Raw genomic sequence first — 23,530 nt, forward strand, 5'->3', positions numbered from 1 at the left:
GTGGTGAATTCATGGCTTCACTCAGAGAAATTAAAGGTCGTATAGGCTCTACTAAAAAAATGAGTCAATTGACAAGTGCAATGCACATGGTTGCCAACTCGAAACTGTCCAGAGCTGAACAGAATTCAAAAAAATTCCAGCCGTACATGGATAAAATCCAGGAAACGGTCAGAGCAATTGCTGCTGGTGATACTGAAAGCTCACACCCTATGTTAGAAGAAAGACCAATTAAGAGAACGGGCTATATCATAATTTCAAGTGATACAGGTAAGGCTGGTCCTTATAACAACAACGTCGTTAAAGCAATTACCGAACAGGTTGCTAAACGGCATGATAACAACCCCGATTCATATGATTTATTCGTCCTCGGAAAAATTGGCTATGAAACTTTAACAGGGCGCGGCTTCCATATTACGAATCACCGTCTTGGTTTACCCGATCAGCCTGACTTTGCCAGCGTAAAAGAAATTGCGCAGCAGTCGGTGAACGGATTCATCAATGAAGATATTGATGAGCTTTATATTATTTACAACAAGTTTGTAAATATTTTAGAGCAGCAAGTCACGGTTCGTAAAATATTACCATTGACTGAAACTGATATTCAGACAGATCAGTCTGAAACAGCACTGGCAAGTTACGAGTTTGAACCAGATAAAGAAACAATTTTAGAAACCATATTACCTCAGTACGCTGAAAGTCTGATCTACGGCGCACTTCTCGACGCAAAAGCGAGCGAGCATGCCGCACGTATGACAGCGATGAAAGCAGCAACTGATAATGCGACAGAGCTCGTTGGCGATCTGCAGCTTCAGTATAACCGCTTAAGACAAGCGGCAATTACTCAGGAGATTACAGAAATCGTCGGTGGCGCAGCTGCACTAGAATAATTGAGATTAGGAGGAAATTAAATGGCTTTAGGTCAAGTAGTCCAAGTAATGGGACCTGTAGTTGACGTGCGTTTTAACGAAGGTGAATTACCGGAAATTAACAACGCACTTATAGTTAAAATTGACAATGCTGATTCAGAGCCGATCTCTCTGACACTTGAAGTTGCGTTACACCGCGGCGATAATGTAGTCAGAACGATTGCGATGAGTTCTACTGACGGTTTACGCCGCGGTGCTGATGTAGAGAACACCGGTTCTCCAATTTCAGTACCAGTAGGTGAAATCACGCTCGGACGTGTATTCAACGTATTGGGTGAACACATCGACTTAGATGGTCCGATTCCAGCATCTGAACGCCGTGATCCAATTCACCGTTTAGCGCCGAAGTTTGATGAATTGTCAACTTCAACAGAAATTCTTGAAACAGGTATTAAAGTAGTAGACTTACTCGCACCATATACAAAAGGTGGTAAAGTAGGACTCTTCGGCGGTGCCGGTGTAGGGAAAACAGTACTGATTCAGGAACTGATTAACAACGTAGCACAAGAACACGGCGGTATTTCTGTATTCGCGGGTGTTGGTGAACGTACACGTGAAGGTAACGACCTTTACTACGAAATGAAAGACTCAGGTGTTATCGAGAAAACTGCGATGGTTTTCGGTCAGATGAATGAACCGCCTGGTGCGCGTATGCGTGTTGCACTTTCAGGATTAACAATGGCAGAATATTTCCGTGACGAACAAGGTCAGGACGTACTTCTGTTTATCGATAACATTTTCCGTTTCACTCAAGCAGGTTCTGAAGTGTCTGCACTCTTAGGACGCATGCCTTCTGCCGTAGGTTACCAGCCTACACTTGCAACTGAGATGGGACAATTACAAGAAAGAATCACATCTACAAACGTAGGTTCAGTTACTTCGATTCAAGCGGTATTCGTACCTGCCGATGACTATACTGACCCGGCTCCGGCTCAAACGTTTGCTCACTTAGATGCAACAACTAACTTAGAACGTAAACTTTCAGAAATGGGTATTTACCCTGCGGTAGACCCATTAGCATCTACTTCACGTGCCTTATCTCCGGCTGTTGTCGGCGAAGAGCACTACAAAGTAGCGAGAGATGTTCAGTCTACACTTCAAAAATACCGTGAGCTGCAGGATATTATTGCAATCTTAGGTATGGATGAACTTTCTGAAGAAGATAAAAATACGGTAGCCCGTGCTCGCCGCATTCAGTTCTTCTTAAGTCAGAACTTCCACGTAGCAGAACAATTTACAGGACAAAAAGGTTCTTATGTACCTGTTAAAGAAACAGTTCAGGACTTTAAAGCAATTCTTGAAGGTAAGTACGACCATGTACCTGAAGATGCTTTCCGTCTTGTCGGCGGCATTGAAGATGTACTCGAAAAAGCGCGTCAGCAAGGTGTAGAAGTCTAAAACGGGAGGGTAAAACATGGCAACAATTGCACTTGATGTAGTTACTCCTAACGGTTCTGTTTTCCACGAAGACGATTGTGAAATTGTCGTTCTTCAAACTAAACAGGGTGAGCTCGGTGTAATGGCCGGCCATATTCCAACTGTTACACCGCTCAAAATAGGTGTCCTTCGTATTAAGATCAATGGTAAATTTGAATATCTTGCTGTGACTGAAGGGTTTGCTGAAATCAGACCTGAACAAGTAACAGTACTTGTCCAAGCGGGCGAGTTTTCAAAAGATATCGACTCTGAGCGTGCAGAAGCTGCGAAAGAGAGAGCGGAAAAACTGCTCAAAGATTCACAGGATGAACGCATTGACAGTTATCGTGCGGAACTTGCATTGCAGCGTGCGGTTAACCGTTTAGAAGTATCTAAATATTAATTTAAACTAAAAGACTGGAGAATCCAGTCTTTTTTTATTGAAAGGGGAATGTGCTATGGAGTTTTCGCAGCTTGCAGTGATGCATATAATTCTTCATTTTCTGTGTATCGGACTTGCTTTTTGGGTATTAAAAGGAGTAAGGCTTGAAATTATATTTATTAAAGGTGAAATTGGAAGAGTGCGAATACTGCTTATTTTGCTGAGTATTTTGCTCGGTACAGCATTGAGCAATTTTATTATGGACATCTTCAGATATACACAAGAAGCATCGCTGCTGTTTAGCTAATTACTTTACAAGTGATGTTCAAACACCGTATTATTATAATGAATGGTATAGAGAATTATGGAGTGAGAAGATGGATAAAATTATTGTTAAAGGCGGCGAAAAGCTGTCAGGTTCTGTTGAAATAGAAGGAGCCAAAAATGCAGTTCTGCCTATACTGGCAGCATCACTGCTGGCAGGTGAAGGTCGTTCAATAATTAAGAATGTACCAGAACTTTCAGATGTAAATACATTAACAAAGTTATTAACTACGCTTGGTGCAAACGCATCTGCGGATAAAAATAGTGTGGAAATTGATGCGAGCAGTGAATTAAACTGTTTTGCACCTTATGAACTGGTCAGCAAAATGCGTGCAAGCATGCTTGTAATGGGACCTTTGCTTAGCCGTTACGGATATTGTAATATTGCAATGCCCGGCGGCTGTGCAATAGGATCCCGTCCAATCGAGCAGCATATTAAAGGGCTGGAAAAGATGGGTGCTACTTTTGATCAGGCTGGCGGTTATATTGAAGGCAAGAGTGAAGGACGTCTGCAAGGCGCTAAGATTCATATGGACTTCCCAAGTGTGGGAGCAACTCAAAACCTTATGATGGCAGCGAGTCTGGCTGAAGGTACAACACATATAGAAAATGCTGCGATGGAACCGGAAATCGTCGATCTTGCAAACTATATCAATGCAATGGGCGGCCGCATCAGCGGAGCAGGCACCGGTCATATTAGAATAATCGGTGTAGAAGGTCTGCAGGGAACAGAGCATTCTGTTATCCCGGACCGTATAGAAGCCGGGACATTTATGGTAGCTGCTGCGATTACAAGAAGTGAGATATTATTAAAAAATGTAGTCATTGAGCATTTATCTGCAGTTGTAGCTAAACTTGAAGAAATCGGTATTCAATTTGTTGAAGAAGGCAATGATGTGAGAGTGATTCCAGAAGCATCTTATAAACCGACAGATATTAAAACTATGCCTCACCCGGGATTCCCGACAGATATGCAGAGCCAGATGATGGCCTTGCTGACAACGATTGAAGGCACGAGTATTGTAACTGAAACAATTTTCGAAAACCGTTTTATGCATGTGAGAGAATTTACAGCTATGAATGCTAATATATCTCTTGAAGACAACCATGCGGTAATTCGCGGCGGCGGCCAGCTCTTTGGTGCACCGGTCCGAGCATCTGATTTACGTGCAGGCGCAGCATTAGTTCTCGCCGGCTTAGCGGCAGAAGGCTTGACTACAGTAACTGAACTGCAGCATTTAGACCGCGGCTATGTAAGATTCCATGAAAAATTAAAAGCACTGGGTGCAAATGTTGAGCGCGTGAATGACAGTGCCTCAGATAAGCATTTGGTGACATCGAAGTAAAGGGGTAATACTATGGCAGAACAGCAGCAAAAAATCGTTCACCGTAGGTTCCCTTTGTTGGTTAGAATTCTATTGTTTTTCTACGTTGCCATCGTCTTAGTTTTTCTAGGACTGATGATTGGCTTTGGTATACTGGATAATCCATTTGGAGTATTTCGTATCGAAACGTGGGAACATATCATTAACTTAACTAGGGGTTGACGACAGAAATGCTGACATATGATCAGATAAAAGCAATTATTCCGCACCGCCCGCCGTTTTTACTTATCGACAGAATTACAGAAGTTGAACCGGGCAAAAGTTGTAAGGGTATAAAACAAGTATCAGGAAACGAACCATTTTTTGAAGGACATTTCCCGGATTATGCAGTAATGCCGGGTGTACTAATTGTAGAATCTCTTGCTCAGGTTGGTGCAGTTGCACTGCTGCAGCAGGAAGAATTTAAAGGAAAGCTCGCTTTCTTTGCAGGAATTGATAAGTGCCGATTTAAAAAACAGGTGACGCCAGGTGATACTTTGGAATTATTTGTAGAAATTACAAAACTACGCGGACCGATTGGCAAAGGACAGGCAGTGGCAACAGTGGACGGCGAAGTTGCATGCCAATGTGAAATTACATTTGCAATTTCTGATATTAAAACAGGCGAAAGTAAATAAAAAAACGTTTGTAAATCTTAATTTAAAGATTTACAAACGTTTTTTCTTATTCACTTTTATCTTCATCTTTTTTAAAATCATCTTTTGACTCCATACGTGAATTAAATTCATTAATGAGTGACTTACCTTCATAGCCTTCTTTAACGAGAAATTCTAGCAGATCTTCGGCATAATTTGGACTGTGAACGATTATATCCCCTTTAAAGACAACTGAAATATTGTCATCCATCTCGTTAATATCCATAAGATGAGCAGAAAATTTTGCAGGCGCATTGGAAGGCCGAGTGATTGTGACCATCATTTCCAACAGCTGTTCTTTTAAATTTTCTAAGATGGAGTATAAATCCCCGTCGGTTACAATTTCAATAATCCAAGGATTTTCTCCATGTTCCATATTAATAATGACGCCATCTTTAATTTCAGGTACGATAAAATTCGGTTCCTGAATAATCTTCATATCAATAACCTTAAATGATTTCATAATAATTGCCCCTTTGAACAAAGTACAAATTTTATTATTCTGCATATAAAAATAAACTGATTTGGAAAAACTGTATAAGTTTTAGTATAGATTTATCATTATTGTATTATATATCGAACATAAATGAAATTATTGTCTTTTGCAGAAAATTTATTCACCCCTTACATTGTAATCAGGAAGGGGGTGATAATGAATGATGAACAAAGTATTACTTGTCGGTGAACTTATCAGCAATAATGTCATTGCAAAAAGTACGCAAGGAAGTGTCAATGCATTTATCATTGCAACAGTTCGCGTACCTAAAGATACCCGAAGAGATAAAGAGGTGCACTTTTTATACTGCAAAGCTTTTGGGAAAAGTATTCCAGGCGTGCTGGAAACTGCAAAACCGGGAGACATACTCTGTGTCAGCGGTCAGCTTGCGACGACATCTTTAACTAAAAATGACGGATCCCGAGAATACCGCATGGAAATTTGGGCAGAAAGCGTTAAACACGTACCAGATAAAATCCGTGACCGCACTGATATTTCGAATCCTTCGAGATTAATAGAACAAGCTGTCCATCATTATAATGTAACTGAAGCACTTGGCGAAAAGTATGTACATACAATCAGCCAGGAAAAGAACGATCCTAAGACAGAAAAAGAAAAACACATCGAAGTCATTTCGAGCATTGTGGAAGAAGATAAAGCTGCAGAAGATGATAACAAGGAAAAAGCACTCGCCTAAAAGATGATTACCCTCTTTAAATATGTACTCAATCATTCATTCTCACACACATAAGCACACTGATTACCTGCTGCGGGTATTCAGTGTGCTTTTAATTATTACAGAACTGACACATATATTACAGAAGGCTGACAAATCAGTCTTTTATAAATGATATCAGATGTTTACATAGCCTTAACAAAGCCCGCAGTGACAATGCTGTGACAACTTGATTATTTTCTTTGAATACCGCTTTAAAATAATGATTATAAGAATGTAATATAAGCCATAATTGAGAAATAAGTTTGTAACATAATTGTAAAATAGCGGCTTTCTTTTTATATACCTGTAACCTATGAAACGATTTTATACTCTATAATGTGAAACAGTGATAAATACATTAATGGCAAAAAAAGCCGTATATTATAAAAATTATTTTTGGAGGAATTACAATTATGAAGAAAGTTTTAGCATTAGGTGCAGCAGTAGCTGTATCATCTACGATTGCATATAGCGCAGAAGCAGCATCTCATACTGTAGAATCTGGAGACTCGCTTTGGGCTCTTGCTGAAGGAAATAATGTAACAGTAGAATCGATTAAAAAGGAAAACAAATTAACTTCAGACATTATCGTACCTGGTCAAGTTCTTGAAATTGACGGCAAAGAAGAAGTTAAAGAAGACAAAGAAGCAAAAGAAGCAAAAGAAGCAAAAGAAGATAAAGAAGAAACAGATGTATACATAATTAAAGCGGGCGACACTTTATTTGAAATTGGTGTTGAATTCGACGCAACAGTTGCAGAACTTAAAGAGTGGAACAATTTATCATCAGATTTAATTTTTGAAGGTAAAGAATTAATCGTTTCAGGTGAATCAGCTAAAGCAGCTGCACCTGTTGAGGAAGCACCGGCAGTAGAAGAAGTTGAAGAAGCAGCACCTGCACAAGAAGCAGCGCCTGCAGAAACTGAAAACAATGACTACAGCTACCAGACTGAAGAAGAAACTTATGAAGAACCAGCTCAGCAGGAACCTGTACAACAACAAGTTCAAGAGCCTAAAACTCAAAACGTCAGCACAAGTACCAACACAAACAGCGGTTTAAACTGGGGTGCTTTAGCAGCATGTGAATCAGGCGGCAATCCTAGCGTTGTCAGCTCAAACGGTTTATACCACGGTTTATACCAATTTGATGCTCAAACGTGGCAGTCAGTCGGCGGATCTGGTGTAGCATCAGATGCTTCAGCAGCTGAACAGACTCAAAGAGCTCAAACACTTTACAATCAAAGAGGGTCTTCACCATGGCCTGTATGTGGTGCTAGACTGTAATATAAAATTTATCCTGTAAGTCTCTTAAATGAGATTTACAGGTTTTTTAGTCTATACATACTTATACGCTAATTTGTATCTGCCTGAATCATTTTATGATACGATAGTGTAAATAATAAAATAAAACCCGCTGGGGGCGCCGTAACGGCTGAGATTGCGAAAGCTTGTCCCTTTTTCACCTGATCCAGGTTATGCTGGCGTAGGGAAGTGACCGTACAAACTTAAGACTATTTATATCTTTAGTTTATTCAGCCCGCCTCTCTGTGAAGCGGGCTTTTTGATGGGGGAATGAATAATGTCTGATTTACCAATCGCACTAACAGTTGCTGGTACTGACCCGACAGGCGGTGCCGGGGTTTTTGCAGATTTAAAAGCAATGCATTCACGAGACGTTTACGGCATGGCTGCAGTCACATCACTGACAGCACAAAACACAATGGGGGTACAGGATGTTTATAATATCCCCGCAGATTTTATCGATAAAGAGCTGAACAGCATCTTTTCGGATGAAGTGCCGCATGCTATGAAAACGGGCATGCTTGCAGAAACGGATATGATGTTTGTGATTGCTGAATACATTAGAAAATATAATATTCCTTATGTTATGGACCCTGTTATGATCGCCACAAGCGGGGACAGATTGATGACACCGGAGGCGATGAATACATTGATTGAAACACTGATTCCGCTGGCATCAGTTGTAGCGCCTAACTTGCATGAAGCAGCAGCCATTACGGGAATGAAAATTACTGAGGAAGCAGATATTCATCAGGCACTGAAAATTATTGTAGATGATATGCAGGCGGGGAGCGTTATTATTAAAGGCGGTCATCTGGAAGGTGACGCGAGGGATTATTTATACGATGGACAAACGATTACGACTTTATCTGCAAAACGGATTCAGACCAATCAAACACATGGCACAGGCTGCACATTCTCCGCGGTGTTGACAGCAGAACTGGCCAAGGGCCGTACGATTCAGCAGGCATTTAAAACAAGCAAAGCGTATATTACGAATGCTATAGAGCATTCGCCCGGCATCGGCAGGGGCAATGGTCCCGTCAATCATTTCAGTTATAAAGGAGAGTGATTTTAATGTTGAAAAAATTACGAGAACAAAGTCCGCTCATCGTCTGCATTACGAATGATGTGGTCAAACCTTTTACAGCAAACAGCCTGCTCGCACTCGGCGCATCTCCGATTATGAGCGGCGAGAAAAAAGAGGCTGACGATATTATGAAGCATGCTGGCGCCTTGCTGTTAAATATAGGGACATGTTCAGAAGATAAAATACCGCTTTATACAGAAATGGCTGCGCGAGCCAATCAATATAATGTACCGATTGTCTTAGACCCTGTCGGTTACGGCGCTTCTGAATTTAGAAAGGATTTAACAGATACGCTGATCCGGAATTACGATATTGCACTGGTTAAAGGAAATGCAGGAGAAATTCAGGCTTTAGGCGGTCAAGAAGGTGCTTCAAAAGGCGTGGATTCAATATTTAAGGGGAATGTTCTAAAAATCGCAGAAGCGGCTGAGAAGCTCTTAAAAGTGCCTGTACTGGTTACTGGTGAGACAGATGCATTTGTCAGCAGCAGTGAAAAATTGACCATGCATAACGGTCATAGCTTTCAGGAAAAAATCACCGGTTCCGGCTGTGTTCTCGGCGCCATTACTGCAGCATTTTTAGCTGTAAATAACAGTTCGAAAAGTATTGTTCATGCCGTCAGCCTGTATAATATTGCTGCAAAAAGAGCAGCTTTAAAAGCGAATGGTCCCGGGACTTTTGCCGCCAGCCTCATTGATGAAATATATTTATTTAAAGCAGAAGATGATAAAGAAAAAAGAGTGATGCACTATGAATAAAAATATATTGAGACTTTATCTGATAGCAAGTTCCAGCAGTTTTAACAATCCACTTAAAGATTTAGAAACAGCATTTAAACATGGTGTCACATGCTTTCAGCTGAGAGAAAAGGGCGAAAATATTAAGACGGGACAAGATCTTGAGGATTTTGCCTTTAAAGTTAAAGCCATCTGCCAAAAATACGGGGTGATATTGATTATTAATGATGATGTCTATCTTGCAGAACGAATTGAAGCAGACGGTATTCATATTGGACAGAGCGACATGAAACCGGACGATCTGCCGGCTTATTTTAACGATAAAATTGTCGGTTTATCAGTAGGGAATATAAAGGAACTAGAAAGCAGCAATTTAGACAGAGTGTCTTATATCGGGGTGGGTCCGGTATATGCGACTAAATCAAAAAATGATGCTGGAGATGCAATTGGCATCGACGTATTAAAACAAGTGACAGAACGTACTCAATTGCCTGCAGCAGCAATCGGCGGAATAACTGAAGATAACTATAAGTTGTGTCTAGATAATGGTGCAGATGGTATTTGTGTCATTTCAGCAATTACACAATCGGCAGATATTGAACAATCCGTGACAGCTTTATTACAATAAGTTTGTGAAATGTTTACCGATTACTGCGGAATTGGTTTTTATACACTTTCTTTTATGGTACAATCTTTTTTATGTGAGATATTACTTAGAGGTGAAGAAATGATTAAAAAGTGGCTATTACCAGCGTCTATGGTACTGGTACTATTCCTGGCGGGGTGTGACTATTCACAGCCTGAGAATAGAGACGGCTTCTTCTATAACACTCTCGTCCAGCCAATGGATACATTATTGCACTGGCTTGGAGATAATCTGGACAACAACTACGGTCTGGCTATTATCGTCATCACGCTGATTGTGAGACTGGCAATTTTCCCATTCATGATGCGTACATACAAAAATCAGATGATGATGAGAGAAAAAATGAAGATTGTCAAACCAGAAATGGAAGCAATCCAGCAGCGCGTTAAAGTTGCAACAACGCAGGAAGAAAAAATGGCAGCCCAGCAGGAAATGATGGGTCTTTATAAGAAACACGATATTAACCCGCTTAATATGGGTTGTTTACCTATTCTTATTCAGATGCCGGTTGTTATGGCTTTATACTTTGCATTAAAATTCCCGTCAGACGGCGGTATTGTTGCTCATCCTGATTTCTTATGGATGGACTTAACACAAACAGACTACTTCATGGTTGCTATTGCAGGTATTGTCTATGCAATTCAAGCATGGGTATCAACACGATATGTATCGGAAGAACAGCGTAAGCAAATGCAGCTGTTCATGTACATTTCTCCAATTATGATTATATGGATTTCAGCAATTTCACCATCAGCATTGCCATTATACTGGGCAGTCGGCGGTATATTCCTGATTTTCCAAACTTGGGCAGGTAATACTTTCTACCGCAAAAAAGTTAACGAAGAAATGGCACCGATTATCGAAGCGCACGAGCGTGAGCAGGCTGAAAAAGCAGCACGCGTGAAGAATGCTAAAGTAAAACCTAAGAAAAAACGCAAGAAAAAATAAAAAACAGGGCCAGCCGGCCCTGTTTTTTTTATTTGTCTTATAAGATTGGAGATATTAAGTTGGCGAGACCTTCTTTCAGCTTAATCCAGAAGCCGCGTTCTTCGTATCTCTCTACGGTCATTATTTCGCACTGATCAATGTCTGCTTCAAATATTTTACGCTGCTTGACAGCTTCGTCCTGATCGTACATAAAAGCATTCACTTCGAAGTTTAAGATGAAACTTCTGTTATCGATATTAGTAGTGCCGACAGAAACCACTTCATCATCGATATTAAATACTTTCTGATGCAGGAAACCGGGTTTGTACATGTATATTTCTGCCCCCATCTTCATGAGTGAGGCAGCATTTGAGTATGATGCCCAGTAAACAAACGGATGGTCTGGGAAACTCGGGATCATAATTTTTACTTTGACTCCGGAAAGAATAGCAATACGGATGGCCTCCATTATTGACTGGTCTGGAATAAAGTAGGGTGACTGAATGTGAATGCTTTTTTTAGCACTGTAAATCATATTCAGATAGCCGTATTTAATCTGCTGATAATTTTCATCCGGACCGCTGGAAGCGATTTGCATAGTTGTATCCCCAACAGAATCGATCTCCGGGAAGTAATGCTCTTCGTGCTTCATATTATTGCGAGTATCATGAGAATTCCAGTCCAGCATAAAGCGAAGCTGCAGAGATTTTACAGCGTTGCCTTCAATGCGCAGATGCGTATCGCGCCATGCCCCCATTTTAGGATCGCGTCCAAGGTATTCATCGCCCACATTTGAACCGCCGATGTAGCCGACTTTACCATCGATTACGACAATTTTTCTGTGGTTGCGGTTATTAATCCTCGGGTTAATCAGCGGTAATTTACTGGGGAAGAAAGCTTCAACCAGACCGCCTGCTTCTCTTACATCGGTGAAATTTCTAAGCGATAAAGACCGGGAGCCGATGTCGTCGTAAAGAATTCTTACCGAGACGCCTTCTCTTTGTTTTTTTAACAGGGCTCTGTAAAGCTCTTGACCGATATTATCCAATTTGAAAATATAATACTGAAAATGAATATGATCTTCAGCTGCTTCGATATCCTTAATCATTTGTGCGAATTTTTGATTCATATCGGTGAAAGTTGTCACATCATTATTGCTGGTGACAAAGGACTGATTATTATTGAGGAGCATATGAATTTGTTTCTTATGCTTTTCTGCAATATCATTTGAAAATACTAAACGGTCCTGTTTAATTTCTTCCAGCTGTTCGCTGACGAGATGCTCGAGACCAACTTTATCATCCTCATCGAGTTTGAAAATTTCCTGTCTGTAAATAGTACGGCCAAAAAGCATGTAGAGCAGGAAGCCGACTATAGGCAGGAAGAACAATACTAAAATCCATGCCCATACACTTTGTGCGCTGCGGCGTTCTAAAAATACAAGCCCTGCAGCAAGCAGAAAGTTAATGATAAATAAAAGAATGGATATAATAGTGACGACTGATGCATCAGTAATGTATACATCAGTAAATGGAATTTGCATAAGCGCCCACTTTCTTTCAAAAATTTAAAAAGTTTTCAAGACTGTAATAATTAATATCTGAAAAGTATAGATAATTATAGTATAAACGAGTACAATTAAGTTAGCTATTAAAAGGGAGTGTCAATATGCGCAAAAACGACAAAAGTAAAGTTAAGGAAGTCGTCCACCTGCTGCATGAACTCGGCGTCAAAGTATCGGTTTCCAAATCGAGATTTGAAATTATGAACCGTATCGCAAATAAAGATCAGCTTAGACTGAAAGAAAATAATATTTAAAATAAAAACTGCTGCAGGAGCGGATGCTCCGTCAGCAGTTTTTATTTGTTTTTGGCACTCTTGCTGAGATGGTGGAAATACATACTCAGAAGAATACCGACAGCAAGCATGTTTGACCACAGCCCGCTGCCGCCGTAACTAATGAACGGAAGCGGCAGACCTGTAATCGGCAGCAGCTGTATCGTCATACCGATATTTTGAATGATATGGAAGACGAGCAGGGAAATATATCCGATAATAAAATAAGATGCAAAACTGTCCGATGCTATAAACGCCATACGGATTAAATGCATAATCAGCATGAACAGCGCAATAATTACAATCGTAGAACCGATAAAACCGAATTCTTCGCCGATAATCGTAAAGATAAAATCGGTATGATTTTCGGGTATATAAATAATGCCGTCGGTGTAACCCTTACCTGTAATCCCGCCGGAGCCGATGGCAATCAGCGAGTTTGTCAGCTGGAATCCGCTGTCGGACTGAAAGGCTTCAGGTGTAATCCAGGAATAAATCCGTTCGAACTGGTAAGGATGAATACCAAGATAACGTTCAAGTAAATCCGGACGGTAAAGAATACCGAGAATCAGTGCAATACCTGTAGAGGCAGCGACGGAAAGTGTTGGTATAATCAGCCACCAGCTGATTCCGGATACGACGACGAGTCCGAGGAAAATCGCGACCATTACCAGAACTGTACCGAGGTCATTTTGCAGTAAAATTAAAACCATTGGCAGGATAGATACGAGTATAAGTTTTAACAGCAATCTGATATCCATGGACAAAGTGTTGGTCAGTTTATACTTATTATGCTGGCCAATGACATAGGCCATCGTTAATATGTAAATAATTTTTACAAATTCTGACGGCTGAATGCTGAAGAAACCGAACTGATACCAGCTTTTTGCACCATTTATAATCGGAGTTACCGAAGACACCGGCGCAATATATAAAATAGCAAGACTCAGCACACCGAAAATATATAAGGCCCAAGTATAGTTTTTAATTAATTTAAACGGGACGAGCATTAAAGTAAATGCAAGTACAAAACCCAAAGCGTAAAAAGCAATCTGACGGGTACTGAAGTCGGTTCCGTACTGACCGCTGGTCATCGCAGAACTGATGGATACAACACTGATCGCCGCGAGCATCAGAATTAAGATAACAAGAATCCAGTCGATGCGAGCGAAGAAATTTGAATTTTGACGTGTATATTTATTATTACTCAAGAAAGTCACCTAATTCATATAGAAATCATGACATTTAGTATACAACTATTTTATAATTATAAACAGTAAATACAAACAATTAGGATGAAAAATTATGATAGAAAGAACGATAGAAGACATTGCGAAATTTTGTAATGGTGAAATGAACAGCCGTGCAGAAGATATGAAGACAACCATAGTCAAAGGTGTGTCGATAGATACGCGGACAATTGAGGCGGGGAATATATTTATTCCGTTTCGGGGTGAAAATGCAGATGGACACCGTTTTATCAAAATGGCTTTCGAGAAAGGCGCAGGACTGACACTGAGTGAGCAGCCGCTTGAAAGTTCAGAGCACCCGGTGATATACGTTGACGATGGTCTTCAGGCATTGCAGGATATCGCCAGGGAATATTTGAAAATAGTGAACCCTAAAGTGATTGCAGTAACAGGCTCTAATGGAAAAACGACGACTAAAGATATGATGGAATGTATTTTAAGCCCGCACTTTAAAGTTCAAAAAACACTGGGCAATTTTAATAATGAAATTGGTATGCCGCTGACAATTCTTCAATTAAATAAAGATACTGAAATATCTATCCTCGAAATGGGTATGGATAGAATAGGGGATATAAATTTTCTAAGTAAAATGGCGGAACCTGATGTTGCAGTGATAACGAGTGTCGGGGAATCCCATATAGAAATGCTGGGCTCAAGAGAGAATATTGCCAAAGCCAAATACGAAATTGTCGATTATTTAAAAGATGACGGGACCTTTATTTATTCTAAAGATTATCCGCTGCTCGATGCGCTTGCTGATAAAGAAACAGCTTATGCTATAAAAACAGCAGGTATAAAAGCGGGCAATCAGTTTGCAATCAGCAATGTGTCTGAAGATGATAAGGGCACGCATTTTACGTTTAAAGAAACAGCATTCCATATTCCGCAGCTCGGCGTGCACAACGCATTGAACGCATCGCTGGCAGTCCTTGCTGCGGAGACGCTCGGAGTTTCTTTGGAGTCCGCACAAAACAGTCTGCAGCATTTAAAAGTAACGAGCATGAGAATGGAAAGAATTAAACATGAAAGCGGCGCTTTAATCGTTAACGATGCATACAATGCTTCAAAAGCGAGCATGATCAGTGCGGTAGATACAGTTGGCCGCATGGCTCATACAAACAAGATTCTTGTACTGGCTGATATTCTGGAGCTCGGGAGTTACAAACAGGAACTTCACGAAGACGTTGCACACTTTATTAATGAAGAAACGTATCAGTTTACGAAAATTTATACCTTCGGTGACGGCGCGAAATATATTCACGATGCTTTAATGGTGGGTGAGAAAGAACATGCATCATCAATTGAGGAACTGCGTGATAAAGTAAGTGAACATTTTAAAGAAGACACAGTTATTCTGCTGAAAGGATCACGCGGTATGGCAGTCGAAAGGGTGATTGACGATATCTAAAATCGGAGTGCTGTTTTTACACGGCTATACAGGCGGACGCTTTGAGCTGGAACCGACATTTCAATATTTAAAGAAGCGCTATGATTTTGAATATGAATTCCCCCAGTATCCAGGTCATGGCACGACGCTTGATTTATCCTTGGCAACCGGGGACGACTGGTATGAGGAAGCGGAGAAAGCATATTTTAATTTAGCGTCCCGCACCGATAAAATATACGTCATTGGTTTTTCAATGGGCGGGGTGTTCGCGAGTTTTATCGCGCAGAACTTCCATGTCGATAAGCTGGTGTTAATTGCCCCGGCATTTGATCATACGAAATTAAGCAGACTCAACAGGATTAAGCTGTCACCCGCTGAGGTGAACGATCATTTGAAACTGAATCTGATGTCCAGAGTCAGGCCGAGATTAAAAAACATTCCCATCAGAGCAATGCAGGAATTTATTAAGATTGTGGATGCCAAAATTGGCGACCTCGAGAGTATTCACTGTGATACGCTCATAATTCACGGAAAGATTGATCTGCTCGTGCCTTACCCGACGAGTATTGAAGCACAGAAAAGAATCCCGCATTCAAAACTTGTACTTATGGAACACACACCGCACCTGATTATGTTCACAGAAGATAAGCTGCTGAAGCTGAATATACTGACTGAGAGATTTTTATTTCTTGACGTCCAGTTAAAACATCTTGTGGATTAAAGTGTTAAGTGTTACTATAGAGAAGTTGTACATGCGAGAAATGAAATAGTCAAAGGAGACTAAAGTTTGAAGATTTTTAAAGAGTTAGGTATTAGTGACGACACAATTCAGTCACTAACTGATATGGGGTTCACTGAACCTACACCGATCCAAATGGAAAGTATTCCATTAGCATTAGAGAAAAAAGATATCATTGGTCAAGCTCAGACTGGTACTGGTAAAACCGGTGCATTTGGTATTCCGATTATAGAAAATACAACTAAGGGTGCAGGTACTCAAGTTGTTATATTAACGCCGACTAGAGAGTTAGCAGTACAAGTCAGCGAACAAATAAAAGCATTTTCTAAGAGAAAGAAATTAGCTACTGCAGTTATTTTCGGCGGTATGAGCATAGACCGTCAAATTAAAGACCTTAAAAGACAACCCGAAATCATTGTGGGTACGCCAGGTCGTATGATCGACCACATCAATCGCCGCACACTTAAATTACAAGATGTTCACACACTTGTATTAGACGAAGCGGATGAAATGATGAACATGGGCTTCATCGATGATGTTAAATTCATCATGAGCAAAGTACCGGAAGACAATCGTCACACACTTCTATTTTCTGCCACAATGCCGCGGGCAATCCAGGACTTAGTAACACGTTTCATGAACAAACCTCACGTCGTTAAAACGATGAACCAAAACAATTCCGATCCATTAATTGATGAATTCTACACAATTGTAAAAGAGCTGGAAAAACTATCAGTTTTCACATCTTTCTTAGATGTTCACCAGCCTGAACTTGCAATCGTATTCGGCCGTACAAAACGCCGTGTAGATGAATTAACGAGTGCATTAATTGCAAAAGGTTACCGTGCGGAAGGTTTACATGGAGATATTACTCAATCTAAACGTCTTGAAGTCTTGAAGAAATTTAAAAACAATTCACTGGATATTTTAGTTGCTACTGACGTGGCAGCAAGAGGCTTAGATATTTCAGGTGTATCACATGTGTACAACTTTGATATTCCACAAGATACTGAGTCGTATACTCACCGCATTGGACGTACCGGACGTGCCGGTAAAGAAGGTATGGCGTTAACATTTGTTAACCCTGTAGAGATGGATTTCCTGCGTCAGATTGAAAAAGACAAAAAGAAACCAATCCACACACTTCGTCCACCAAGCAAAAAAGAAGTAGAAAAAGCGCGTGAAAACGAAGTTTACGAAAAAATTGGTACATGGTTAGCAGATAATAAAAATCAGCACACATTTGAAGTGGCTGACGGCTTACTGAAAACTCATGAATCACGCGATATCATTGCAGCACTAGTAAACGAACTTCTGTATGCCAAAGAAGATGACAATATTCAATTGTCATTTGAAAAACCACTTTCTCGCAAGGGTCACGGCGGACGCAGAGGTAAACCAAATTATAATAAAGGCCAAAGAAGCGGCGGCAACAGACGCCAGCGCGACAATGGCAGACCATCAAGAAACGGCGGCAAACGCCAGGGCGGTAAACCGTCATCAGGCGGACGTACAAGCAAGCAGGGCCGTGTGTTTAAAGATCACCAAAAATAATTTATTCTGAGCATTCACTTTTAGTGAATGCTTTTTTATGTTTTGTGAGTGTTGTATTATAGAGATAAACTGAGAGTTGGAAGGGTTGCTTATGATAGATTTGGACGAACGTGTCAGACCATATATGATAATGAAGGCATTTATCACTTGGCTGATTACAGTACTTGTACTTTCAGGCTTGGCAGCAGCTACATATTATTATTCCTGGCCGGTATGGTTTTACTATATTATTATTGGCTTAATTATTTTAGATTTAGCAATACTGGTATTGTTGAGGCCTTGGATATATACAAAGGTAACATCTTATAAACTGCTTGAAGATAAAATTATCGTCAGACAGGGGTTTATTACTGTAAAAACCCAAATGATTCCCATTAAGAGAGCCCAGGGTGTTGAATTTAAAACAGGGCCATTATCGAGGAAGTACAATCTTGGGTTGGTCAGGATTAAAACAGCGGGTCTCGGCATTGACTTGCCACCTTTAAAAACAGAAGAAGGCCGCGAACTGAAATCAGATATAATGACTATCGTAAAGGGGGAGACCACAGATGTATAATCCTCAAAAACTCCACCCTGTTGCATACGCCGGCAGTGTAGTAAAAGGTATAAAAACAATGTTTTTCCCTGCAATTATTATTTTCTTTAATATGAGAGAAGAACTGTTCTCAGGTTCTGTAACGCCGTGGATGCTGTTTAGCGGCATCGGCATACTTGTTCTCGTATTTCTCTTATTTACAGGGAGCGACATGCTGAACATATACCGCACCAGATTTTGGATTGAAAATGATAAATTTATATTCAAAAACGGTATTTTTACGCGTAATGAAAAGGAACTGGACATTAAAAGAATACAATCTATTGATTTTAATGAACCATTTTTCCACAGAATTTTCGGCGCCGTACAGCTCGATGTATTAACACCGGGTGATGGTATAAAAATCGACACGATAAAAAAATCACAGGCTGTCGATATTCAAAAAGAGATTTATTCTGAGCAGCAGGATATTGAAAACGATACAGCTGAAGTGAACACTGGTGACAGCAGTCCTTGGCCAAGAGCGGAAGAATCCGTTCCTGCAAGTTCAGCACACCGTGAATTTAATACACTGAAAAAAATGAATTTTAAAGAGCTGATTTTAATGGCCATGACAAGCGGAGGGCTCGGAGTCTTTGCAGCGATCTTCTTCGGGATTCTAAATGTCATCGGCGGTGAGATTCTTATAGAAAACTATCTTGAATACGTCAGCGGCCTGGTCAGAAGTATTGTCTTTGGTATTGTTGTTGCTTCGCTGTTTTTTGTTATCATTGGCTACATTATCGGAACAATTATTATTATGATTCGAAATTATGACTACACATTAAAACAAAGCGGAGATGACTTAACGGTAGAATACGGCTTGTTTTCTAAGAAAAATAAAAGCGTTAATATCAATCGGGTTCAGAATGTCATTATTTCAGATAACATTTTGCGCCGTATTATCGGTTATTACGGTCTGTCTGTATCGATTACGAGCGATTCTCTGGAATCCGATCAGATCGATGGAAAGGTTCAGCTGCTGCCGTTTATTAAGAAAAAAGAACTGTACAATATTATCGGCGAAATCTTTCCGAATTATTATATGGAATTGCCGAAAAAAGTCGTTCCATTACGGGCGATTCGGCGGTATTTCCAAATGACTTTGCTGATATTTATTATCGGCATCGGTATTGCAGCATATTTTTTCCATGGAGAGACGTTTATGACTTATATTTATATTGCAGCGGCAGTGATTATTTTGCTTGTCATAGCCAGCGGTATTTACAGTGCAAGAAATGTAGGTTATTCAGTGTATAAAGATGAAATTAATATGATGACGGCTTCATTTTTTACCCGCAGACACTTTGCGATTAAAAGAGATAAAGTGATCGATACGACATACCGCCGCAATCCATTGCTTCATCGTGCAGAGCTCGGGCATATTGAAATATCGACGCCGGGCGGTATCGCCAGCTCATCAGCGGAAATTAAATTTATTGAAAGGCATGACGTAGAAACGATCTGGACATTTATCGAGAGGGGGCATGACGATGAAACGGATATCACCGAAAGCGATCAAACTATGGAGAATCAGAGAATATATTAATGCGGGTGTATGGCTGTTAATCAGTGCTGCAATCGGTATTGCAACACTATTTTTTGATTTTATACCCTGGTGGATATTTTTAATACCTGTCGCTGTTGCGGTTTATATTATTATTGTTCATGCCTGGATCATTCCAAAACTTCGCTATCAGTATTTTAGATATCAAGTGCTGGAAGATGAAATCAAAATACACAGCGGAATATGGTTTAAGTCAGAAAAGGCTGTACCGCTGTATCGTGTTCAAAATATTGATACGACTGTCGGGCCGATTATGAAAAAAATGAAGCTCAAAGGGATTTCTTTGCAGACTTCAGCAGAAAGATTATATATACCTGAACTGGAAACGAACAAGGCGGATCAGATTCGTCATGATATACGTGAGCTGATTAATAAAAATATGACAGCACAGCAGGATGAGGGGACATTATGATTATAGGGCTCGGTACAGATATTATTGAGATTTCCAGAATTCAAAAAGTGAACAAAGACAACCGTCTGGCTAAGCGGATTTTGACGGATGAAGAAATATCTCACTACTGGACGATCGAAAACAAAGAACGCCAGACTGCATATCTGGCAGGGCGTTTTGCCGTAAAGGAAGCATACAGTAAAGCATTGGGAACGGGAATTGGCAGTGCAATCAGTTTTAACGAGATTAACTGTATCAATGATGTGAACGGCAAACCGTCACTTAAAAATGCACCGGATGCTCACGTATCCATTTCTCATTCCAGAGATTATGCGGTTGCAACGGTAATTATTGAGGAGGTTCACGAATGAGCGATAAGTATTACAGAAATACGGTGCTCGATGTAAATTTAGAGGCAATAGAGAAAAACTTCAGAGCAATTCAATGCTTAAATCCGGAGAAAACATTGATTGCTGTCGTCAAAGCAAACAGCTACGGGCTTGGTGCGAAAGCAGTCAGTGAACACCTTGCAGAACATGGTGCGACATTTTTTGCAGTAGCAACACTCGATGAAGCGATCGATCTGCGTATGCACGGTATTAAAGAGAAAATTCTTGTTCTTGGAATCATTAATCCTGTAAACATTAACAAGGCAATTCAGCACCGAATTGCCGTCACAGCACCGAATTTAACTTGGCTTGAACAAGCCAAAAATGAAGTAAATGATAAATATGATAAGAAAGTTTGGATACATGTTAAAGTTAACACCGGTATGAACCGCTACGGTACAGATGACGTTTCAGAAATTAATGAAATGATAAGTGAAATCAATAATTTCAGCCGCTTTGTATACGAAGGGATATTTAGCCACTTCACATCAAGTGATGAAGATAAAACAATTACAGAACAAGAATTTACAACTTTTAAAAATATCGTCAATCAAGTTGAGCAGCCGGCATATGTGCATATATCAAATACCGGCGGCTCACTCACTTTAAAAGAAGATTTTACAACAGCGGTTCGTTCAGGTATTGGTCTGTACGGTTATTATCCAAGTAAATTTACAGAAGATAACACACAGGCAGTACTCAGACCGTCGGTGAAGCTTACATCCGAAATTGTTGCGATTCATCGCTTAAAAGCAGGTGGCAGTGTGAGTTACGGCAGAAAATATACTGCAGAGAAAGATGAAACAGTCGCAACATTGCCAATTGGCTATGCTGATGGGTTATTAAGGCATCATAGCGGGTATACATTAAAATTAGAAGGTGGCGCTGACTGTAAAATTGTCGGCACCATTTGCATGGATGCACTGATAATCAAAGTTCCAGAAGGAACGAATGTCGGCGACAAAGTTATTATCATTGATGATTCAAGTCATTCTGAGCAATCGATGGAAAGCTACAGCGAGTATACAGGCACAATTTCTTATGAATCCCTGTGTGCTTTTGGCCGAAGATTGCCCCGCCGCTATTCAAATAAAGATGGTGAATTAATTTATAATGAGGTTATTAACTGACAATATATTTGATTAATAGCAAGGTCTTGAATCAAATGTTATGATTAAATCAACAACTTTTATTTATGGAGCTGAATGTCTTGTCTGATTCATCTGCAAATAACGAGTTTGAAAAAGCATTGATTAATGGGTACATTGAAATGGCGGAAATTAATTTGCTAATCGCACGGGAAAGCTTTTATGCAGAAAGCGAAGCTTATCGCGGGTGCATTGCTGACAGTCAATGGAAATGTGCGTCATGTAACGACAGTAAAGATGGTGAATAGATGAAAAGAGGAGAAGTATATTTAGCCGATCTTTCACCTGTGCAGGGTTCAGAACAAGGGGGGAAACGCCCTGTTGTTATTATCCAGAATAATGTAGGTAACCGTCACAGTCCAACTGTGATAGTTGCAGCCATTACCGGGAAAATAAATAAAGCGAAGATACCTACACATGTTGAAATATCAAAAGAAAAGTACAAATTGGATATGGACTCGGTGATATTGCTGGAGCAGATTCGAACGGTCGATAAGACCAGGCTGCAAGAAAAACTTACATATCTGGATGAAGACAAAATGCGCGAAGTGAGCGACGCGCTTAAAGTCAGTCTGGAACTGGAACCGAAAAAGAAAAGAAAAAAGAATAGAACAAACAAAAAATAGACTTTTGTTTTCAAAAGTCTATTTTGAAATCGGAGGTGTTTTAATATGACGTATATTGACGAGCTGGTAGAGGAATATAAAAATCTGATTAATGATTTTATCGACAGCAAGGATGAGGACAAACTTGTCAGTACAGCTCATGAGTTCAGTGAGAAAGCAATTGATCTGGATGTGTCCCCGGATGAAATGGTCGCACTTCATATTGAATTAATCAGTGCAATTCCGCTGACTAACTACGAGGATGTTAAGACATCCCTCGATGTCCTGCAGGAGATAATGATTCGTTTTGGGTTTACATATAAAGATTACAAAGCAATGCTTAATAAGATGGAAAGACATGACCAGGAAATGGACGTCGCAGCCAGTCTTCAGGAAACTATGCTGAAGACAGAAATTCCTGCGGTCGATAATGTCGAAATCGGTGCGATTAGTGTCCCAGCCCGAAAAGTCAGCGGCGATTACTTTAATATTATTGAACACAGCGATGGTAAACTGACTTTTGCAGTTGCCGATGTTATCGGTAAAGGAATCCCGGCAGCGATAGCGATGTCCATGCTGAAATTTGGAATGGACTTGACTTCTGCATCCAATCCGCCGTCTAAATCATTAAAAAGATTGAATTCACTCGTTGAAAAGAACGTGAATAAAAATATGTTTGTCACTATGTTTTACGGACTGTATGATTTTAACAATCAGTCATTATGCTTCTCAAGTGCGGGGCATGAGCCGGCCTATTTGTATCACTATGAAGACGATGAGTTCGAGGAATTGGACGGCAAGGGACTCGTCCTTGGTGTAATGAAAGATACCGAATATGAGGAAGTGTCTGCTAAACTTAAGGAAAATGATATGCTGTTTGTCTTTACGGATGGTGTTTCTGAGCTTCGAAAACACGATGGTGCATTTATAAATATGGATGATATTAAAGAGATGATCAGAGAAGCACGCGATCAGCACCCGCAGGATATTGTTCAGTATATTTACGAAGCGCTGACGAGAATGCGCAATCAGAACCATAAAGATGATCTGACAATGTTCATCATAAAAAATAAAAATGCAGTTTGAGAAGTTTCAAATTTGTCTGCA

28 protein-coding genes and 1 riboswitch are annotated in these 23,530 nt (G+C 40.2%); of the genes, 25 read left to right on the forward strand and 3 right to left on the reverse strand.

The features are described from left to right. Window positions 1-11: 11 nt before the first annotated feature. From atpG to fabZ, 7 genes are all read left to right on the forward strand, one after another. Window positions 12-887 carry an ATP synthase F1 subunit gamma gene (gene atpG, locus IEU81_RS09590; protein WP_092599586.1) on the forward strand — a complete coding sequence of 292 codons (876 nt, stop codon included), beginning with the start codon at window positions 12-14 and terminating at the stop codon, window positions 885-887. Window positions 888-908: 21 nt separating this feature from the next. After that, a complete protein-coding gene (gene atpD / locus IEU81_RS09595) occupies window positions 909-2,324 on the forward strand; it encodes a F0F1 ATP synthase subunit beta (RefSeq protein ID WP_092599583.1) in 1,416 nt (471 codons plus the stop codon). Window positions 2,325-2,340: 16 nt separating this feature from the next. Next, the gene (locus IEU81_RS09600; protein ID WP_092599580.1) at window positions 2,341-2,745 is read left to right on the forward strand and encodes a F0F1 ATP synthase subunit epsilon; all 405 of its coding nucleotides are present in this window, start codon (window positions 2,341-2,343) and stop codon (window positions 2,743-2,745) included. A 55-nt stretch (window positions 2,746-2,800) separates the two neighbouring features. Then, the gene (locus IEU81_RS09605; RefSeq protein WP_092599577.1) at window positions 2,801-3,031 is read left to right on the forward strand and encodes a DUF1146 family protein; all 231 of its coding nucleotides are present in this window, start codon (window positions 2,801-2,803) and stop codon (window positions 3,029-3,031) included. 70 nt (window positions 3,032-3,101) lie between these two features. Then, on the forward strand, window positions 3,102-4,394 hold the full coding sequence (gene murA / locus IEU81_RS09610) for a UDP-N-acetylglucosamine 1-carboxyvinyltransferase (protein WP_092599574.1): 1,293 nt from the start codon (window positions 3,102-3,104) through the stop codon (window positions 4,392-4,394). Between the two features lie 57 nt (window positions 4,395-4,451). Then, complete coding sequence (locus tag IEU81_RS09615) at window positions 4,452-4,595, forward strand: DNA-directed RNA polymerase subunit beta (RefSeq protein WP_228063505.1); 144 nt, start codon at window positions 4,452-4,454, stop codon at window positions 4,593-4,595. Between the two features lie 8 nt (window positions 4,596-4,603). Beyond that, entirely contained in the window at window positions 4,604-5,050 is a 447-nt protein-coding gene (gene fabZ, locus IEU81_RS09620) for a 3-hydroxyacyl-ACP dehydratase FabZ (RefSeq protein ID WP_092599569.1), read from the forward strand. A 46-nt stretch (window positions 5,051-5,096) separates the two neighbouring features. Here fabZ and IEU81_RS09625 read toward each other — a convergent pair whose 3' ends face one another. Then, on the reverse strand, window positions 5,097-5,531 hold the full coding sequence (locus IEU81_RS09625) for a YwpF family protein (protein WP_186089159.1): 435 nt from the start codon (window positions 5,529-5,531) through the stop codon (window positions 5,097-5,099). A gap of 193 nt (window positions 5,532-5,724) precedes the next feature. On the opposite strand from IEU81_RS09625, the gene IEU81_RS09630 reads away from it, so the two are divergent. From IEU81_RS09630 to yidC, 6 genes are all read left to right on the forward strand, one after another. Then, window positions 5,725-6,261, forward strand: coding sequence for a single-stranded DNA-binding protein (locus IEU81_RS09630; protein WP_186089157.1), 537 nt, complete (start codon window positions 5,725-5,727; stop codon window positions 6,259-6,261). Window positions 6,262-6,695: 434 nt separating this feature from the next. Then, the gene (locus IEU81_RS11065; protein WP_186089155.1) at window positions 6,696-7,565 is read left to right on the forward strand and encodes a transglycosylase family protein; all 870 of its coding nucleotides are present in this window, start codon (window positions 6,696-6,698) and stop codon (window positions 7,563-7,565) included. Window positions 7,566-7,687: 122 nt separating this feature from the next. Continuing rightward, window positions 7,688-7,788, forward strand: a riboswitch (TPP riboswitch). Between the two features lie 72 nt (window positions 7,789-7,860). Then, entirely contained in the window at window positions 7,861-8,655 is a 795-nt protein-coding gene (thiD, locus tag IEU81_RS09640) for a bifunctional hydroxymethylpyrimidine kinase/phosphomethylpyrimidine kinase (protein ID WP_186089153.1), read from the forward strand. 5 nt (window positions 8,656-8,660) lie between these two features. Continuing rightward, window positions 8,661-9,431 (forward strand): hydroxyethylthiazole kinase, encoded by a 771-nt coding sequence (gene thiM, locus IEU81_RS09645; RefSeq protein WP_231957222.1) that lies wholly within the window; start codon window positions 8,661-8,663, stop codon window positions 9,429-9,431. Further along, window positions 9,424-10,038: a thiamine phosphate synthase gene (gene thiE / locus IEU81_RS09650; RefSeq protein ID WP_092599555.1), complete on the forward strand. Its 615-nt coding sequence runs from the start codon at window positions 9,424-9,426 to the stop codon at window positions 10,036-10,038. The genes thiM and thiE overlap by 8 nt, the downstream gene beginning before the upstream one ends. Before the next feature lie 99 nt (window positions 10,039-10,137). After that, the gene (yidC, locus tag IEU81_RS09655; RefSeq protein ID WP_186089151.1) at window positions 10,138-11,004 is read left to right on the forward strand and encodes a membrane protein insertase YidC; all 867 of its coding nucleotides are present in this window, start codon (window positions 10,138-10,140) and stop codon (window positions 11,002-11,004) included. Between the two features lie 37 nt (window positions 11,005-11,041). Here yidC and cls read toward each other — a convergent pair whose 3' ends face one another. Further along, complete coding sequence (gene cls / locus IEU81_RS09660; RefSeq protein ID WP_092599549.1) at window positions 11,042-12,526, reverse strand: cardiolipin synthase; 1,485 nt, start codon at window positions 12,524-12,526, stop codon at window positions 11,042-11,044. A 125-nt stretch (window positions 12,527-12,651) separates the two neighbouring features. On the opposite strand from cls, the gene IEU81_RS09665 reads away from it, so the two are divergent. Then, the gene (locus IEU81_RS09665; protein ID WP_176760663.1) at window positions 12,652-12,801 is read left to right on the forward strand and encodes an Lmo0850 family protein; all 150 of its coding nucleotides are present in this window, start codon (window positions 12,652-12,654) and stop codon (window positions 12,799-12,801) included. 41 nt (window positions 12,802-12,842) lie between these two features. Here the strand turns inward: IEU81_RS09665 and IEU81_RS09670 are convergent, their stop codons facing one another. Next, window positions 12,843-14,030, reverse strand: a complete 1,188-nt coding sequence (locus tag IEU81_RS09670; protein WP_231957223.1) for an FtsW/RodA/SpoVE family cell cycle protein — start codon at window positions 14,028-14,030, stop codon at window positions 12,843-12,845. A gap of 94 nt (window positions 14,031-14,124) precedes the next feature. On the opposite strand from IEU81_RS09670, the gene IEU81_RS09675 reads away from it, so the two are divergent. From IEU81_RS09675 to IEU81_RS09725, 11 genes are all read left to right on the forward strand, one after another. Further along, window positions 14,125-15,477 carry a UDP-N-acetylmuramoyl-tripeptide--D-alanyl-D-alanine ligase gene (locus tag IEU81_RS09675; protein WP_186089149.1) on the forward strand — a complete coding sequence of 451 codons (1,353 nt, stop codon included), beginning with the start codon at window positions 14,125-14,127 and terminating at the stop codon, window positions 15,475-15,477. Continuing rightward, window positions 15,464-16,177 carry an alpha/beta hydrolase gene (locus tag IEU81_RS09680; protein ID WP_231957224.1) on the forward strand — a complete coding sequence of 238 codons (714 nt, stop codon included), beginning with the start codon at window positions 15,464-15,466 and terminating at the stop codon, window positions 16,175-16,177. The genes IEU81_RS09675 and IEU81_RS09680 overlap by 14 nt, the downstream gene beginning before the upstream one ends. A gap of 66 nt (window positions 16,178-16,243) precedes the next feature. Continuing rightward, complete coding sequence (locus tag IEU81_RS09685) at window positions 16,244-17,749, forward strand: DEAD/DEAH box helicase (RefSeq protein ID WP_092599544.1); 1,506 nt, start codon at window positions 16,244-16,246, stop codon at window positions 17,747-17,749. Between the two features lie 91 nt (window positions 17,750-17,840). Further along, entirely contained in the window at window positions 17,841-18,305 is a 465-nt protein-coding gene (locus IEU81_RS09690) for a PH domain-containing protein (protein ID WP_092599541.1), read from the forward strand. Further along, window positions 18,298-19,872, forward strand: a complete 1,575-nt coding sequence (locus IEU81_RS09695; protein WP_186089147.1) for a PH domain-containing protein — start codon at window positions 18,298-18,300, stop codon at window positions 19,870-19,872. Before IEU81_RS09690 ends, IEU81_RS09695 begins: the two co-directional genes overlap by 8 nt. After that, the gene (locus IEU81_RS09700; protein WP_092599535.1) at window positions 19,817-20,302 is read left to right on the forward strand and encodes a PH domain-containing protein; all 486 of its coding nucleotides are present in this window, start codon (window positions 19,817-19,819) and stop codon (window positions 20,300-20,302) included. Before IEU81_RS09695 ends, IEU81_RS09700 begins: the two co-directional genes overlap by 56 nt. Next, on the forward strand, window positions 20,299-20,652 hold the full coding sequence (gene acpS, locus IEU81_RS09705) for a holo-ACP synthase (protein WP_092599532.1): 354 nt from the start codon (window positions 20,299-20,301) through the stop codon (window positions 20,650-20,652). The genes IEU81_RS09700 and acpS overlap by 4 nt, the downstream gene beginning before the upstream one ends. Further along, window positions 20,649-21,800: an alanine racemase gene (alr, locus tag IEU81_RS09710; protein ID WP_186089145.1), complete on the forward strand. Its 1,152-nt coding sequence runs from the start codon at window positions 20,649-20,651 to the stop codon at window positions 21,798-21,800. The genes acpS and alr overlap by 4 nt, the downstream gene beginning before the upstream one ends. A gap of 65 nt (window positions 21,801-21,865) precedes the next feature. Beyond that, window positions 21,866-22,066 (forward strand): hypothetical protein, encoded by a 201-nt coding sequence (locus tag IEU81_RS09715; protein WP_231957225.1) that lies wholly within the window; start codon window positions 21,866-21,868, stop codon window positions 22,064-22,066. Further along, entirely contained in the window at window positions 22,067-22,444 is a 378-nt protein-coding gene (locus IEU81_RS09720; RefSeq protein ID WP_092599523.1) for a type II toxin-antitoxin system PemK/MazF family toxin, read from the forward strand. It begins immediately after the preceding gene. Window positions 22,445-22,498: 54 nt separating this feature from the next. After that, a complete protein-coding gene (locus tag IEU81_RS09725; protein WP_186089345.1) occupies window positions 22,499-23,509 on the forward strand; it encodes a SpoIIE family protein phosphatase in 1,011 nt (336 codons plus the stop codon). The last annotated feature ends 21 nt before the right edge of the window (window positions 23,510-23,530 follow it).

The sequence above is a fragment of the Jeotgalicoccus aerolatus genome, assembly GCF_014635205.1.
Taxonomy (GTDB): domain Bacteria; phylum Bacillota; class Bacilli; order Staphylococcales; family Salinicoccaceae; genus Jeotgalicoccus; species Jeotgalicoccus aerolatus.